Raw genomic sequence first — 16472 nt, forward strand, 5'->3', positions numbered from 1 at the left:
AAAAGCACCGCGTTACTCTGTAATGAAAAATGATTCACTTGGTTTCGTAAAGGTAAACAAAACAATGGTACAGGTGTTTTTGTTTCCTTTGAAAAATAAGTTTTTTTAGTGGAAAAGAGTCGTTACTTCAACTTCAAAATCCGTTGATTACTGCTTCCCCTGAACTCCAGATACGGAGAGAAAAGAGCCTGCTCGAAGCGTCCGTCCACCAACACATCTATATAATCAAGAGCAGCGTTCAAGCGGGGCTGTGCCTTGATTTCTTCGTAGCTATATCCTGTATAGCACCACACATTCATCCCCGTCTCCTCTTTCACCCGTTTCAGTAGAAGCAGAAACTCCTCCGGATGGAAAAACGGATCACCACCGGAAAAAGTAACACCGTCCAGCAAAGGATTTGCCTTGATTTCACGGATAATGGACTGTATTTTCTCTTCCGTCAGTTCTTCCCCCGCCCCCGGATTCCAGCTCTCCGGGTTGTGGCAACCGAGACAGTGATGGGAACATCCGGCAAGATAAATAGAGTACCGGATGCCTTCACCATCGACAATCGTTTCAGGATAAGTTCCTAATAAATTCACTTCTTAAATTGAAAATTGAAAGTTGAAAATTAAAAAATTAAAGATAGAAGCCTATTAGTGAGGCCATTTTCAACTCCTTACAGGTGTTTTACGCGGTCTTGTTCTTCTGCCCGTTTAGCAGAGTTCCAGGAACTTAAATCGCCTGTCAGGTAACCAGTTATACGGCGCATACGGAGGATGCTTTCACTCTGGCACACCGGACATTTATCGAAGATAACCCCTTTATAACCACAGTTATGACAAGTATCTACCGGGTGATTGATAGAGCCGTAGCCAATCCCCTCGTCGTGCATCACTTTCACAATCTTGGCGATGGCACGTACATTCTTCTGTGCTTCACCGTCCAGTTCTACATACGTGATATGTCCGCCGCGCGTAATGGCGTGGAACGGAGCTTCACGCTTGATTTTCTCAACGATGCTGATCAGTTCTTTCACATCTACGTGGAAAGAGTTGACATAATAGTCGCGGTCTGTCACTCCGGGGATTTTTCCATATTTCCGACGATCCATTTTGGTGAAACGTCCCGAAAGTCCTTCGGCAGGAGTAGCCAGAACGGAGTAGTTCAGGTTATATTTTTCTTTATATTCGTTTACCACTTTATTCATTTCCATCACAGCTTCATACAGCGTGTCCCATGCTTTCTGGTTGTGTCCGTGACCTTGTCCGTAGAGAGCCACCATCGCATTGTGTCCGCCGATAAATCCGATACCCAGCGTGCCGCTGCGCAATGCATCCCCCACCTGCTCGTTCGGGTTCAGCTCACCACCACCCTTCCACACATTATTTCCCATCATGAACGGGAACTGACGTGCCAGGGCCGTACGCTGATACTGATAACGCTCATAAAGCTGATCGGCTACAAGAACCGACATAGTATGTACGGATTCGATGAAAATTTCTTTTGCCTTCTGTTCAATGGCATCCTTGTTGCGTTCATCCTCTATCAGGTTTTCCGCCTTGATGCGGGCTTCGATCGCCAGTCTCGGCATATTCAGTGTAGTGAACGAAAGATTGCCACGACCTAAAGAAGATTTTTCTCCTGCCACGTTTTCAAATACACGGGTGCGGCAACCCATCGTCGCCAATTCGTAGACGTAACGTTTCGGATCGTCTGCTCTCCATTTCTCGTTCTGGTTGAAAGGTGCGTCGAGGAACATGAAGTTCGGGAACAATGCTTTCGCCGTAGTCTGGCAAGCCTTCAACAGCAAGTCGAAGTTGGGAGCCTCGTAACGGTCGGTCATTGCCTCTTCGATATTTCCCGCTTTCATTGCTTTCTCAAAGTCTTTCTCCGAGTAAGAAACTCCGTCTTTCACCTTGAAAATCTGAATCGGGAATACAGGTACTTCGCCTCTTGTGCCCAATCCTTCAATGGTAGCTTTCAGCAATTCTTCGATCACCATGCGACCTTCGGCAGAAGTGTCCGTACCGTAGTTGATGGAGCTGAATACCACCTGATTACCGCCGCGTGAATGCATCGTGTTCAGGTTGTGGATAAATCCTTCCATGGCCTGATGGGTATCTTTGCGAGTCTGCTGATAAGCTTTCTCAACGATACGGGCAAGGTGTTCCTTATCTATAATGATTTGTAAAGCTATCAAAGCAATGCGCAATGTTTCGCGTTCGGCTTCGGTAGCCTTGATAGACGGAAGATATTCTTTAATCAATGTGCGGATGGATTTCTCATCGGCCTGATTTCCGTTTTCCATGGCGACATAGAAATTGATGAACGATGCCAGATGCTTACGGAAAGATTTGGCCACACCTTTTGCCATGAAGAAATCAAAAGCAGGAATCGCCTGTCCGCCATGCTGCTCATTCTGGTTGGTCTGGAAGATAATGGTAGCCAGCGTAGCATAACTCTGGATGCTTTGCGGGGTACGAATACTACCGTTCTTTGTGCGGAAACCACGTTCAAAGAGGTCGTCCATATCATATTGGATACAAGTTGTCGTCTTTGTCGGATAATAATCCAAGTCGTGAATGTGAATATCTCCCAACTGGTGTGCTTCGGCAAAACGTTTCGGCAACAGGTATTTATACGTATAATCTTTGGTTACTTCGGAAGCGAATGTCATCATCTGTCCGGCAGGCGTGTGACTGCTCATGTTGGCATTGCTCAAGTTGACATCGTTCTTATCGATGGCAACGATGCCGTCCATCACTTGCTTCATCTGGGTTTTCTTATCGCGCTCCGTATTCCGCCATTCGCGATAAATAATATATTTCTTCGCTACTTCCGGGCGTACTTTCATCAACGACTTTTCTACTAAATCTTGAATCTCTTCTACGGTAATAGTAGGAGTAGTAAACTGACTGATTACGTTCATAGTGATGTCAGCCACCAACTGCTGCTCATCCTGAAAACCGGTTGCACTGAATGCCTTACTGATTGCATTCTTGATCTTACTGATAGAGAAATCTTCTCTTTTACCATCACGTTTGATGATACAAATTTCCGCGTAGTTCATAACTTTAACTCCCGAAAGCTTATTAAATTAAAAATTGAAAATTAAAAAATTCCGGCAGGTCTTCTGACTTATCCCTCCCTCGCAACACCTTCCCACACCGCCATCGATGCAGTGGCTTATTGTGCGGATTCTTAGAGAATTACAGCAGCGGGTACTGTCGCCGATTTACACAGCGTTCCCTCATTGACTAAACCTCTTTTTAGCTCCGAAACCGGATACAAAGATAGAAGATTATCTAATAGCTTGGTTAGCTTTTAACATTAAATTTCGGGAAACTTTTCTTTCTCGCTGATACAGAAAGTTTTCCAAAACGGAAAACTTTTTTCTGATTTTAACGCAAGAAGTATTCTGTTTTCATTCATCCTTTTTCCAGAAAGTAGACATCCCACAGGGCGCCTATCCCCTATTGCAGCTACAAAAGTGGGAAATTATTTTCTTTTGTTCTATACAAAATCAAAGAAATATTTCTGCCTTTTAAAATTTACTACTGATTTTTTCTTTTTCACTATGTTTCCGAAAAAGGATTTTCGGAATGCGAAAAAAAGAAAAGGTAAACAGGAACAAAATAGAAAAAGAGAGAGAGAATAGAAAAAGGAAAAAGAGAGGAAAAAGGAAAGAGAGAAAAGGAAAATAAGAGACAAAAAAGCTGAATATGGAAAGAAGAAGAGAACACCTTATTTATAATATGTATTCCCGTCTCCTCCTTTATTTAAAATAGCTACTCACCTTTTTGCAAGCTTCCCCGTATCGCTCCATGTTCTGCTCGGATAAAGGAAAATCTTTAGCGGGAAGGATGGGAATCACTTTCACCGCAAAGTTTTTGGCATCATAACAATTACCACAGACTTGGATAAATGCTTTGCCGTCTACCGGTTGGTAAAAAGGCTGATAGTTTTCAGTTCCTGTGCGCCGGGGTTCGGCAGCTGATAGAAACTCGGCACTACCTTCGTAGAACCCGCCTTTCTGAAGCCAGTAATTGGTTTGCAACGACATGGCAAACACATATTCGATGGTGGGATTCTGTGATAAAACCCATTCGATGTGTTCAATTCCTTTCAGAGCTTTATCTTCGGGTATGAGAACCCTCTTTCCTTTGGGGGCAGGTTCCAAGTTATCATTGCACAGATTGGTGATATAGAAATCTTCGGGAGTCATTTGGTTACCCGTCAGTTTGATGATATAATTGAAAAGGTTGCGCGCCTCTACATTACGGCTGCGTTCACCATGATCTTCGGGAAAGCCACGGAAGTAGTAATCGGCAAACATTACATATTCAGGCACAGTCTCCGACCATTGTAAATTAGAATCTTCACCCACTACCAGCACTTTGGCATTATTTATTGCTTTCCAGTCTTTTGTCCTCATTTTGTTCCTTATTTAATTCAGTGTACAAAAGTAGGATATTCTAATTGGATTTAGGCTGATTATCCGGATTAATTGTTTCTGATGTTTCATTTACTAAAGTCATAAAGGTTTTAAACGAAGCAAGCTGAAACTTAGTAGGTTTCAGCTTGCTGGATATTAAATTTTGCTTAATTCATTGGCGCTATTGATTGAATTAAAGTTAATAAGCATAGCAAGCACGCACTTTGTAACTCGGTTTACCAGAAGTTGAACTACCACCACCATTAAAGGAAATAGCTGAATCGCTGCCAGAATCAGTATTGGAAGTCCAATAGTAATTCTTAAACGTATCTAAATTTATGGCTGTTCCACCTGCATTGGTAAATTTCGTATTATAAGTTGTTGGATTCGCATACCAAATGTTGCCAAATCCAGTCAATTCACCTTTAGCAGGCAAATACCATCCTACACCTTTGGCTACACACCATGCTGCGGCAGGATATTTCGTATCAGCCTCTGCTTGTTCCATTATTATCTTGGTATTTGCAGCACCATCATTATAATCATTTATTGTGAAATAGTGATTCACCGTACTCCACTGTGCGGTAGTCTCATCCAATGATATGACTTTACCATGAACGCCTCCATTAGTAATTTTAAATACTACACCTACAGCAGTGCTTGAATCGTCCGCATCAGGATAATAATCTCCGACATTATAAGCCTTTAAAGGTATGCTCGTTACTTCCACTTTGCAAGTAGCAGTTTTACTTCCATCTTCGGTAGTTACAGTAACGGTTGTTTCACCTGCGGCTTTACCTTCTATTGTACCATCAGTGCCAATAGAAGCAATCTCTGGGTTACTGCTGTTCCATATAATTTTTTTATTCGTAGCATTGGCTGGGGCAATAGTAGCAGTGAGCTTTACCGTTTCACCTATGGCTATGGCTTTGTCTCCCTCAAGCGTAACACCAGTCACGGCAACGCTCTTCACGGTCACGGTGCAAGTAGCAGTCTTAGTAGCATCGGCTGTAGAAGTAACAGTGATAGTTGCAGAACCAGCCTTAACCCCTGTCACTTTTCCAGCTGCATCTACGGTTACAATCTCATCATCACTACTTTCCCACTTTAGAGTTTGAGTAGTAGCGTCGGCAGGTGTGATGGTAGCTATTAAATTCGCTTCGTCACCTACATTGACATCAATTGTGACCTGATTAAGTGTTACACTTTCCACAGCTACTTTCGTACTATATACGATGATACGTGTAGCAGCATGCTCCTGCCCTTTGGTATCAATTACTGTTACTTTCAGTAGGGCAAATTCGTCTTCGGCTACATCGGTAGGGAAGTCGAAGGTAACTACGGCGTTCTCTTTAATCGACTTATCAGCATTGAATGTTGGCTCTTTGAGTGTTACACCCCACGGACTACCGGCTGCGGCACGAGTGGCTTTTACGATAGCTGTCGTCATGCCTTTACTGCTGGTGAGTTCAGCTTTAATAGCTGTGTATTCGTCCTGTTTCAAGTTCAAATCAAGTGTTAGAGTCTTCATCGCTGGGCGCACCATACAGTCAGTAAACTCTTTAAATATCTTCATTTCGCTTGCCATAGGCAGGGTAAATGTTGCACCGTCTTCACCTGCAAGGGTAAAGGTCACCGTGCCTTTGGTTTTGTCTACCGTTACACCGTCTGCGGCAAATACGGCATCGCCTTGTGCACCGTCTGCTCCGGCAGCACCTGCTGAACCTGTTTCACCCTTGTCGCCTTTATCACCTGTGGCTTGAACTTTCTTTCCGCTGTTCAACAGCCATTCACCGTTTACTTTCCAATAAACTTTGCCGTCGGTGTCTGCAGCTACGCTTAATACAGGAGAAGTTCCGGCTACTCCTGCGCTTCCGTCCGCACCCTTATCGCCAGTGGTGCGAATCTTCTTGCCATCGGCGTCGAGTATCCAAGTAGCAGCCGCGGTGCCTGTTTTTACTGTCCAGTAATACTCTCCTTCGAATTTGTCTACTCCAATCACAGGAGTCACACCGTCCGCTCCTTTGGCTCCATCCTTGCCGTTGTAGATGGTGATAGCGTCGCTCTTGGAGAAAGTGATAGTGTAACCATTGGTCACGGGTGAAACTCCTGTCACGTAGTCTTTCGCTTCCAACGCGGTGACCAAACCTTGTAGGGCACTGATTTGCCCATTGACGGTGGTACACCACGTTTCCAACTTTTCCACTCTTGACTGAAGATCGCTAATGTCCTGCTTCAATTCGGTGTCGTCATAGTCTTTTGAACAACCGAATACTGCCATTGCCGTAACCAGTAGTAGGGCGTAATGTCTGAATTTCTTCATTGTTTTGTTGCTTTAGTTAATAATTTGAGTACGTCCCGTTACTTCGTAGGTAACGGGAAAACCTTTGTTTACGCCTGTTGCAAGGTAAATCATACATGGAAAATAAAAAATAGTAATCAAACTCTCCACCCCTGCTTTTCAGGAGAATGGTAGGGTGAGAATGTCTTTTGCAAATTTTAGATGTCGATGAAGCTCTAATGCAAAGAAGTAATATGTTTTGCTCGTGTTATTTCCCTTTTGGAACTATTTGTTAGAAATAATGTTTGTTTCTGTTTGCTTATTTTAGTAAATATGCATACTTTTGCTGCATATTCAAAATCCCGTTACCTACGAAGTAACGTTCTATTTGTCAAGCGATTGCTTTCCCTATCGACCGCTCTACGAAATCAATAATCCTCCTGTTCGCATCATCTATTTTCTTGCTGTGGAATGGCTTCAGGTAGGTTTCTGTCACCGTGATGGACGAATGTCCCATCGCTTCAGAGATCACTCCCGGATGGATTTCGCAATAATAAGCAGTCGTAGCCCACGTATGACGCGCGGCATAAGAACTTAACTTGCCTTTGATTCCCAACAGCTCGCCCAACAAAGCCAGCTGGTGATTGAATCCCCGCAATGCCAACTGCTATTCCCGGTATGCCTCTTCCGTTCCCTCACCACTCCGCAGGATGGGAAACAGATAGGGAGAAGCGACATCCCGATTCATATAGCGCTGCAACAGAAACATCGCTTCCGTTGTCAATGTCACGGACAATGTGCGGCCTGTCTTTCTGCGTCGATACGTGATAACATTCTCCTTCAAATCGTTCTTGCGTAGATAAGCCAGATCGACGAACGGCAATCCGCGGAGCAGGAACATCAGGATAAACCAATCCTGTGCGGTGCGCATGGCAGTAGTGGCGGAGGATTGTGTAGCCAGACGGGTGAACACTTTCTTCATGTCCTCATTGTCCAATGCCCGCTGACGGTCTGCCCTTGTACCCGTGTAAACCGAACGGAATAAATGAGGCACATACGTCGCTTTCCGCTGACTGACCGCACGATTATAGACCGCCCGCAAGGTGCGCAGATAAGTAGACACTGTGTTCCAACTGCATCCACGTTCCCGCAGACTATTCTCAAAACGCTTCAACCATTCGGGCGTCAGTTGTCGGAACGGCATCTTGTCCGCACCCAGAAAGGTGCGGATTGCATTCAAGCTGCTCCGGTACACATGAGCAGTCCCTAAATTTCCCCTTCGCTGCAACTCGGCAGCGATTTCTTTCATAAACGAAATCAAATCTTCTTTCTTCATCAACTTTTTTAATAATTACTATGAGCTGGTTTAACAGCCGAATTTATTCGAAAAAAGCAAAACTACAAATAATTTTTAGCACATGCGATTTGCGTTATAAAGATTCAAAAAATAGGAAAATCGAACTATATATTTTAATATATATAGTTTATTATTTATATATTTATAATAATACCGGTAAGTGTTCAGGGGGGGCTTTTTTAGGTAGGTGTAACCATCTGCCATATAGCGAGTTATCTGCCTTTGGAGAGTGTTCCACTATGCGTTCGGCAAAAAGGCGCTTTTTTATCCCCTAAATGGAGGCTCTAAATCCATGCGGAAGAGCCTCCGTTTGATACATTCAGAGGTTCTGTTTCAAGCAAACAGAGCCTCTGTTTTTTTGCTCTTGTTTCTTTCTGTCTCTAATTCTTTCTGCTTATCCAGACACTCCAAAAAAAGTTATTAATGTACTTACGTGACTGTTTAGAGCCAAACTCGGCCGAAAAGAATCGATAGTTTGGGAAACTTCTGGTTCATGGAGTATTTTTGTTGAAAATTTCAAAAAGGAACAAATATGCAAAATATAAATCCACAACAAATAGTCGGAAACGATTATAGACAAACTTCGACATACGCTTTCACAATATTTCATGATAATAATATCTTGAATATTTTTCTGTTTTTATTTCAATCTACCCAATATACAAATAAGAAAAAGTTAAACTTCATCTTTCACTCTTTGAATATTTACGATGTCATAAGAACAGAAAACATAATTACTTAAATCTTAATCTTTTTCAATTATGGACGTATTAGTGGAGTGCTATCAGCGCAGAAAAACACCAAATAAAGAACAGGAGTAATACATAAAAAAACGAGAAACCTTTTTATTTTTACCGCAAAAGAGATGGAAAGCCAAGAATTATTGTACCTTTGTAATACGAAGAAAAAGCCTCTTTTTTATGTATAAAGAGAAACGTCTCTTTGCAAAACATAAAAAGAAGCGACCCAAAACAATGAGTAAATTTATCAATCCGTTCACCGACTACGGATTCAAACTAATATTCGGCAGAGAAGTGTCTAAGGATTTACTAATCGAATTTCTGAACGACCTGCTCGAAGGTGAACGAGTGATAACGGACTTACAGTTTTTGAATAATGAGCAATTGCCGCTCTATCCGGAAGGACGAGGTATTATCTATGATGTATATTGCACCACGGACACAGGCGAAAAAATCATCGTTGAAATGCAGAACCGTATGCAAAGCAACTTCAAAGAACGCTCGATTTATTATTTATCGCGTGCCATCGTCAATCAAGGAAGGGTAGGCAATGAATGGAAGTTTGAAATAAAAGCCGTATACGGAGTTTTCTTGATGAATTTCATTATCGACAAGAACATAAAACTCCGCACGGATGTTATTCTAAGTGACAGGGAAACAGGAGAACTCTTCTCGGATAAGTTCCGGGAAATCTTTATCGCTCTCCCTCTCTTCAACAAAAACGAAGAGGAATGCGAAACGAATTTTGAACGTTGGATTTATATATTAAATAATATGGAAACTTTAAAACGCATGCCGTTCAAGGCACGAAAAGCTGTCTTCGAGAAATTGGAAGATATCGCTGATGTGGCTTCTATGTCTCCGGAAGACAGGGAGCGATACGACAATAGCGTCAAAGTGTACCGAGATTATTTGGTGACAATGGATGCAGCTGAACAAAAAGGAATAAAAGAAGGGTTGGAGAAAGGTATAGAGAAAGGAATGAAAGAAGGTACACAAAGAGCCCAGCTGAAAATAGCCCGGAACATGAAAGCCAAAGGGATAGACAATGAGTCTATCGCCGAATGTACCGATTTACCTTTAAGCATAATCGAAGGGTTATAAAGTAATCGGATTCATAAAGGCACTATTTACCAACCAACCGTTTACGAACGAAGAAAATAAAAGAGGTGAGCTCCCTTTTTAGGGTAGCCCACCTCTTTCTCTTCATACACAAACATTCAAATTATCAGGTTTCAGGTGTTCGTCAATATAACGGATACCGTCCATCTTAAAAAGCCCCCGCAGAAGCGTATAGTTCAACATACGCTGCACCAGGTACGGGGTGCCTTGCAAGCTGCTCTGGTAGATGACCTCCTGCAAATCCGGTGCAAAACGGTCGGGATCGACTCCGGGAAGCAGATAACCGCAAATCTTACAATGCGTCAAGACATCAATCAACTGCTGCAACCAGAAAGCTTCCTCCCGCTCGAAAGCAGCACGGTATTCCCTGTCGGTAGCAATATCCATCAGCAACTTCTTCCCCAGCGAATGAAGCAGGGTGAGATAGCCATCCACTGTGATGAAAAGTGCCTCCATGCACGAGCTGTCCATCCGTATCTGTTTTTGCTGGATCCGGCTTCTGATTCCGTTAGCAAAATCAGAAAGACAGACACGGAACAGACTCGTTTTGCTGGGAAAGAGCTTGTAGAGTGTCCGCTTCGACATCTTCATTCCCCTGGCTATATCATCCATCGTCAACCCGTCGGCACCATGCTGGTACATTTCCCGCTTGGTGTAGTCGAGTATCCGGCAACGCAGTGTTTCTGGATTCATACATACCTCCCTACATACGGCCGCCACCCAATGCCTGATACAAAGTGATTACGCCTTGGATTTCGGTAAAGCGGTTCGCCACTTGTGACAGTTGCGCGTTGAGCAACGTCTGTTGGGCGGTCAATACTTCCAGATAAGTGGTGTTGCCATGTTTCATCAACAGGCTTGTGCTCTTGGCTGCTGTTTGCAGAGAAGCCACCTGCTTGTTGTAGTAGTCGGCTTTCTCGCGGGCAGTCTGGTACTGCACCAGTGCCTCGTTCACTTCCACGCCTGCGTTCAGCAAGGTCTGTTCGAAACTAAGGCGGGCTTCCTCCTGTTGGGCTTTCGCTATTTTCAGTTGGGCGATGTTCGCTCCTTTATTAAACAAAGGCTGCGTCAGGGAAGCCACGGCGGAGGCCAGGAACTTACCCGGGTTGACAATCATGCTCCCTGCACTGTTTGTCCACCCTGCGCTGCCGCTCAACGTGATGGAAGGATAGAAAGCGGCACGTGCGGCATTCGTTGTATAGAAAGCCTGTGCCAACGAAAATTCTGCGCTACGCACGTCAGGACGGTTGGCAAGCATCTGTAAGGGAACACCCACGGAGAAGTTTTCCGGCAACTGTTGATTTCCCAGTTTGCCACGCTGTATTTGGTGGGGAGTTTCTGCCAGTAAAAGTGCCAGTGAATTTTCCGCCTGATTGATTTGCTCTTTCAGGTCGAGTACGGTGGTACATATATTGAAGTAGGTAGCCTCCGTCTGCGCCAGTCCGGCCTCATTCACCATCCCGGCCTTTTTCATGGCACGGGTGGCATTCACACTTTCTTTCCAGGCAGCTTCGGTAGCCACAGCTATCTCATACTGCGAATCGAGCATCAGCAAGGTGTAATACGTATTGGCAACGGATGCTACCAACTGCGTCTTGACAGCCTGTTCATATTCCTTGCTCTGTTCGTAGGCAGCTTTCGCACGACGCTTTGCTGTTGTCACCTTTCCAAAAATATCCAGTTCCCACGAAGCAGTCACGGGCAGCGAATAAGTTTGTGTAGCCTTTCCACGGTCGAAGCTGCTGGCAGCTCCTTCCGGTGCCAGAAACAAAGAAGGCAGATAAGACAGTTTGGACGTCAACAGCGTGGCTTCCGCTTCTTTCACACGCAAATGGGCAGTCTGCATATCGGTGTTGCGCAAGAGTGCCGAATCCACCAAATTCTGCAGATAAGGGTCGGTAAAGACCTCCCGCCACGAGAGGTTACCGAAGTTTGCCGTATCGGTGGCAGCAACAGACTCGCTGCCGTAAAGTCCTTCGGGAACTTCCGATACCGGTTTGTATTTATTGTAGATACCGCAACTACTCAATATAAGCGTTGCTGCGGACAGAATGATTATTTTTCTCATTAGTTCTTATTTTAATTCAGGTCTAAAACCTTTAATCATCAATTATTCTTTTCCAGCTTTAGATTTTTCTTCCTCGCTCACTTTGATTTCTTCTTCAATCTGCCAGTCATGCGTCGGGACGCTCTGCACGGGACGCAAACGTTCCTGCAACCACTGGAAAGCAATAAACAAAGTAGGCACGATGAAGAGCAACGCCAACGTACCGATGGTCATACCACCTACTACACCCGTACCCAATGAACGGTTACCGTTGGCTCCCACTCCACTTGACATCATCAACGGGAACAGACCGAAAATCATCGTCAATGCCGTCATCAGAATCGGACGCAGACGGGCTTTAGCCGCACTGACCGCAGAAGCAATCAGCCCCATACCTGCTTTACGACGTTCGGCAGCATATTCCGTCAGCAAAATAGCCGTCTTCGCCAGCAGACCGATCAACATAATCAAACCTGTTTGCAGATAAATATTATTCTCCAGTCCGAACATCCAGGCGAAAAGGAAGCTACCCATCAATCCGCAAGGCACACTCAAAAGCACAGCGAACGGAATAATGAAGCTCTCATAAAGCGCACTCAAAATAAGGTAAATCATCAGGAAGCAGATACCGAAAATAATGATCGTCGTACCGCTCTGCTGGTTTTCCTCACGGGTGATACCTCCGTAATCATAGCCATAGCCTTTCGGAAGAGACTGTTCGGCAGTTTCCTGCACAGCCTTGATGGCGTCTCCCGTACTATATCCGTCGGCCGGCATCGCATTTACCGCAATGGAGTTATACATATTGAAACGGCTCAACGATTCCGCACCGTAGCTACGGGTCAGCGTAACGAACTGGCTCAATGGCGCCATCTCTCCATTCGACATACGCACAAAAGCATTATCGAGGGAAGTTTCGTCCAAACGGAACACCGGATCGGCCTGAATCATGACACGGTACACTTTAGAGAAACGGTTGAAATTGGACACATACTGCCCACCGTAATAACCGGACAGCGTACTCAACACAGCGTCGGGCGTGATACCTGCACGCTTACATTTAGCCGCATCCACCTCTACCGTCCACTGCGGATAGCGAACGTCGAACGTCGAATAAGCCATCGATATTTCAGGCCGCTGGTTCAAAGCTCCCAAGTATTGCTGGGTGGTGGTGAAGAACTCGTTCATATCACCGCCCATCTTATCCTGCATGTGGAGTTCGAGCGCATTACCCATACCGTAACCCGGAATCATACCCGGAGAGATGGCGAACACACTGGCATCCTTGATATCAGCCGTACGCGCATATACCTGACCGATCACCGACTGCACATTGTCCTCATCACCCGGACGTTCGTCCCACGGTTTCAGTTTGAGAATCAACATACCGAACGAACTACCCTGTCCTGCCAACAATCCGTAACCGGCCACTTTCTGCACGTGTTTCAGTTGAGGTATTTCTATCAGGCGTTTTTCGATACGTTCCATCACCTTATCCGTCGTTGTCAGCGAACTGCCTGCCGCTGTACTCACATTGACGAAAATAACACCCTGATCCTCGTCGGGTACCAGACTGGTCTTCGTGTTATTCATCAGTAACACAAGCAATACCACGGAACAAGCCAGCAACGACCATGTCAACCATCTGCGCTTGATAAAGAACAATACAATCGTCTTATATTTATCCACCATCATATCGAAAGCCGAATTGAAAGCCTTACGGAAGCGTGCCGCAAAGTTGTTCTTCTGCGTTCCGTCTTCATTAATATAAGGTTTCAGCAGCAATGCACACAAAGCCGGACTCAAAGTCAACGCGTTAATAGCGGAGATACCTACCGCAACCGCCATCGTCAAACCGAACTGGGTATAGAACGTACCGGAAGTGCCGCCCATGAAGGACACCGGAATGAACACCGCCATAAACACCAGCGAAGAGGTGATAACGGCATTACTGATACCTTTCATAGCGTCGATACTTGCCATATATGACGACCTGTAGCCCACATCGAACCGCGCCTGCACCGCCTCGACGACAATAATGGCATCATCCACCACCGTACCGATAACGAGCACTAGCGCAAACAGGGTCAGCAGGTTGATACTGAATCCGGCTATCGCCATGAAAGCAAACGTACCCACCAGGGAAACCACAATTCCGACCAGCGGAATCAATGTAGAACGGAAGTCCTGCAAGAAGACGTACACCACAAGGATAACCAGGATGATAGCCTCGATCAACGTTTTCACCACCTCATGAATGGAAGCGAACAGGAAGTCGTTGGAGCTCATCATCTGCGTCAGTTCCACGCCTTTCGGAAGGTCTTTACTTGCCTCTTCGAGGAGTTTGTCGATATTCTGGTTTACTTCGGTCGCATTGGAACCTGCCGTCTGGAACACCATACAGGATACACCCGGATGACCGTCCATACCACCGTGGTAAGCGTAGCTGTCCTGTCCCAGTTGGATATCGGCAACGTCTTTCAGTTTCAAGACTTCGCCATTGTCGGTGGAACGGATGACGATATCCCCGAATTCTTCGGGAGTAATGAGACGTCCGGTGTACTTCATCGTATACTGATAAGTCTCATCGGAATTTTCACCGAACGAACCGGTAGCCGATTCGATATTCTGCTCGGCAAGCACACCGGTGATATCGGACGGAATCAGTTTGTACTGTGCCATCACGTCCGGTTTCATCCATACACGCATACTATATTCACCGCCCATAATCATCAGGTCGCCCACACCGGAGATACGAAGAATCTGCGGTTTCAGGTTGATGCTGATATAGTTGGACAGGAAGTTCTCGTCGTAACTGTCGTCCGGACTATACAATGAGAACATCTGCAGAATACTCGTCTGACGCTTGGAAGTGGTCACACCGACCTGGGTTACCTCCGCCGGAAGTTGTCCCGTAGCACGTGATACACGGTTCTGCACGTTGACAGCCGCCATATCGGGGTCTGTGCCCTGCTTAAAATAGACGGTGATGCTCACCGAACCGGAATTGGTGGCGGAGGAAGTCATGTAGGTCATGTCTTCCACTCCGTTGATCGCCTCTTCCAAAGGCGCAATAACACTCTTCTGCAATGTTTCCGCACTGGCGCCATAATAGGTGGTACTCACCATAATGGTAGGCGGAGCAATATCGGGATACTGCTCAACGGGCAAGCTGAACAGCCCGATGATACCCACTACGACAATCGTGATAGAGATGACTGCCGATAATACGGGGCGTTCTATAAAGGTTCTTAAATTCATGAATGATTCCTCCTTGGTTTAATTTTCAGTAGTAGTTGCCGGAGACTTCGTTGTTGTCTCTGTTGATGAGGATTGATTAGCATTTGTCACTCCTGCCACTGGAGTTTGAGCAGCCTTTGCCTTGACCGGAGTACCTTCACGAAGCAAACCTACTCCTTCTGCCACGATCACATCTCCCGGTGCCAATCCTTCATCTACAATAAATTCCCGACCGCCATTGACACGGGTCACTTGTACCTGGCTGGATTGAGCCTTGCCGTCCACTACCTTATAGACATATCTCTTATCTTGTATTTCGAAAGTGGCAGCCTGTGGAATGGTCAGCGCAGCTGTTTTTTGAACAGGAACAATCACATTACCCGCACCACCGCTATGCAGCAATCCTTCCTTGTTCGGGAAAACTGCACGCAGGCTGACCGTACCCGTCGAACGGTCGATCACTCCGCTGATAGATTCAATCTGTCCCCGTTCGGAGTAGGCTGACTTATCGTTCAGTTGCAGGTCGATGGCAGGCATATTTTTCAATGCTTCCTCTTTAGAACCGTATTGGCGGATCAGTCCCAGTAATTGGTTTTCCGTCATGGAGAAGTAGACGTACATATCCGAATTGTCGGAAACGGTAGTCAACGGCTGGGCAAGAGCGGAACTAACCAAAGCTCCTACACGGTAAGGCAACGTGCCTACCACTCCGTCGGCCGGACTTTTCACAACCGTATAAGAAAGATTATTGCGGGCACTCACTTCCTGCGCCTTGGCCTGTGCCAACTGTGCTTTGGCAGCCAACAGGGAGTTTTTTGCCGTACTCAAATCGAAAGAGGAAATTACGTTCTCTTTATACAGTTCCTCTTTACTGTCATACGTCAGTTGCGCTGTAGCCAGAGAGGCCTTGGCCGATTCAACGTTTGCCACTGCCGTCTGCAAAGCAGCTTCATACGGCACTTGGTCGATGATGAACAATGTCTGTCCGTTCTTTACACGCTGCCCTTCCGTTACACAGACTTTAGTCAGCGTACCACTTACCTGGGGGTAAATATCAATATCCTGACGTCCGCGGATGGTCGCCGAGTAGGCGCTTGAAATCATCCGGTCGGCCGGAGAAACGGTCATCACTTCGTATTCTGTTTCCATTTGTGCCGGAGGAGCTTGTTTACAGCCCGTAGCAGCTACCATACAGCAGAGCAACAATAGCCCTTGCTTCACTTTACATACCTTTTTACTCATTTTCTGTTACCTATTTAACTATTTTT

At 45.5% G+C, this 16472-nt stretch carries 9 protein-coding genes, 1 pseudogene and 1 riboswitch; of the genes and pseudogenes, 1 reads left to right on the forward strand and 9 read right to left on the reverse strand.

The features are described 5' to 3' along the window. Positions 1-122: 122 nt before the first annotated feature. From nrdG to NQ505_RS25290, 5 genes and pseudogenes are all read right to left on the reverse strand, one after another. A complete protein-coding gene (nrdG, locus tag NQ505_RS25270) occupies positions 123-581 on the reverse strand; it encodes an anaerobic ribonucleoside-triphosphate reductase activating protein (protein WP_008998751.1) in 459 nt (152 codons plus the stop codon). Between the two features lie 77 nt (positions 582-658). Then, positions 659-3052: an anaerobic ribonucleoside triphosphate reductase gene (locus NQ505_RS25275; RefSeq protein WP_008998752.1), complete on the reverse strand. Its 2394-nt coding sequence runs from the start codon at positions 3050-3052 to the stop codon at positions 659-661. Positions 3053-3087: 35 nt separating this feature from the next. Continuing rightward, a riboswitch (cobalamin riboswitch) is annotated at positions 3088-3277 on the reverse strand. A 480-nt stretch (positions 3278-3757) separates the two neighbouring features. Continuing rightward, positions 3758-4417 (reverse strand): hypothetical protein, encoded by a 660-nt coding sequence (locus NQ505_RS25280; RefSeq protein WP_008998753.1) that lies wholly within the window; start codon positions 4415-4417, stop codon positions 3758-3760. A gap of 199 nt (positions 4418-4616) precedes the next feature. Then, on the reverse strand, positions 4617-6740 hold the full coding sequence (locus tag NQ505_RS25285) for an Ig-like domain-containing protein (protein ID WP_008998754.1): 2124 nt from the start codon (positions 6738-6740) through the stop codon (positions 4617-4619). 349 nt (positions 6741-7089) lie between these two features. Next, positions 7090-8034 (reverse strand): annotated as a pseudogene (locus tag NQ505_RS25290) (tyrosine-type recombinase/integrase). A gap of 941 nt (positions 8035-8975) precedes the next feature. Between NQ505_RS25290 and NQ505_RS25295 the strand changes: the two are divergent. Next, positions 8976-9899, forward strand: a complete 924-nt coding sequence (locus NQ505_RS25295) for an Rpn family recombination-promoting nuclease/putative transposase (protein WP_008998757.1) — start codon at positions 8976-8978, stop codon at positions 9897-9899. Positions 9900-10001: 102 nt separating this feature from the next. Here NQ505_RS25295 and NQ505_RS25300 read toward each other — a convergent pair whose 3' ends face one another. From NQ505_RS25300 to NQ505_RS25315, 4 genes are read right to left on the reverse strand one after another with little or no spacing between them, the layout of a single operon-like run. Beyond that, entirely contained in the window at positions 10002-10610 is a 609-nt protein-coding gene (locus NQ505_RS25300) for a TetR/AcrR family transcriptional regulator (protein ID WP_004321749.1), read from the reverse strand. Between the two features lie 10 nt (positions 10611-10620). Continuing rightward, a complete protein-coding gene (locus NQ505_RS25305) occupies positions 10621-11985 on the reverse strand; it encodes a TolC family protein (protein ID WP_004321752.1) in 1365 nt (454 codons plus the stop codon). A gap of 42 nt (positions 11986-12027) precedes the next feature. Continuing rightward, the gene (locus NQ505_RS25310; protein ID WP_004296741.1) at positions 12028-15225 is read right to left on the reverse strand and encodes an efflux RND transporter permease subunit; all 3198 of its coding nucleotides are present in this window, start codon (positions 15223-15225) and stop codon (positions 12028-12030) included. Positions 15226-15243: 18 nt separating this feature from the next. Next, the gene (locus NQ505_RS25315; protein WP_004296740.1) at positions 15244-16446 is read right to left on the reverse strand and encodes an efflux RND transporter periplasmic adaptor subunit; all 1203 of its coding nucleotides are present in this window, start codon (positions 16444-16446) and stop codon (positions 15244-15246) included. Positions 16447-16472 lie beyond the last annotated feature (26 nt).

The organism is Bacteroides sp. D2 (genome assembly GCF_025147085.1).
Classification (GTDB): domain Bacteria; phylum Bacteroidota; class Bacteroidia; order Bacteroidales; family Bacteroidaceae; genus Bacteroides.

Coding starts and splice junctions, on each gene's coding strand:
- NQ505_RS25275 (WP_008998752.1), bottom strand. CDS start 3,052: ATGAACTACGCGGAAATTTGTATCATCAAACGTGATGGTAAAAGAGAA.
- NQ505_RS25280 (WP_008998753.1), bottom strand. CDS start 4,417: ATGAGGACAAAAGACTGGAAAGCAATAAATAATGCCAAAGTGCTGGTA.
- NQ505_RS25285 (WP_008998754.1), bottom strand. CDS start 6,740: ATGAAGAAATTCAGACATTACGCCCTACTACTGGTTACGGCAATGGCA.
- NQ505_RS25295 (WP_008998757.1), top strand. CDS start 8,976: ATGTATAAAGAGAAACGTCTCTTTGCAAAACATAAAAAGAAGCGACCC.
- NQ505_RS25300 (WP_004321749.1), bottom strand. CDS start 10,610: ATGAATCCAGAAACACTGCGTTGCCGGATACTCGACTACACCAAGCGG.
- NQ505_RS25305 (WP_004321752.1), bottom strand. CDS start 11,985: ATGAGAAAAATAATCATTCTGTCCGCAGCAACGCTTATATTGAGTAGT.
- NQ505_RS25310 (WP_004296741.1), bottom strand. CDS start 15,225: ATGAATTTAAGAACCTTTATAGAACGCCCCGTATTATCGGCAGTCATC.
- NQ505_RS25315 (WP_004296740.1), bottom strand. CDS start 16,446: ATGAGTAAAAAGGTATGTAAAGTGAAGCAAGGGCTATTGTTGCTCTGC.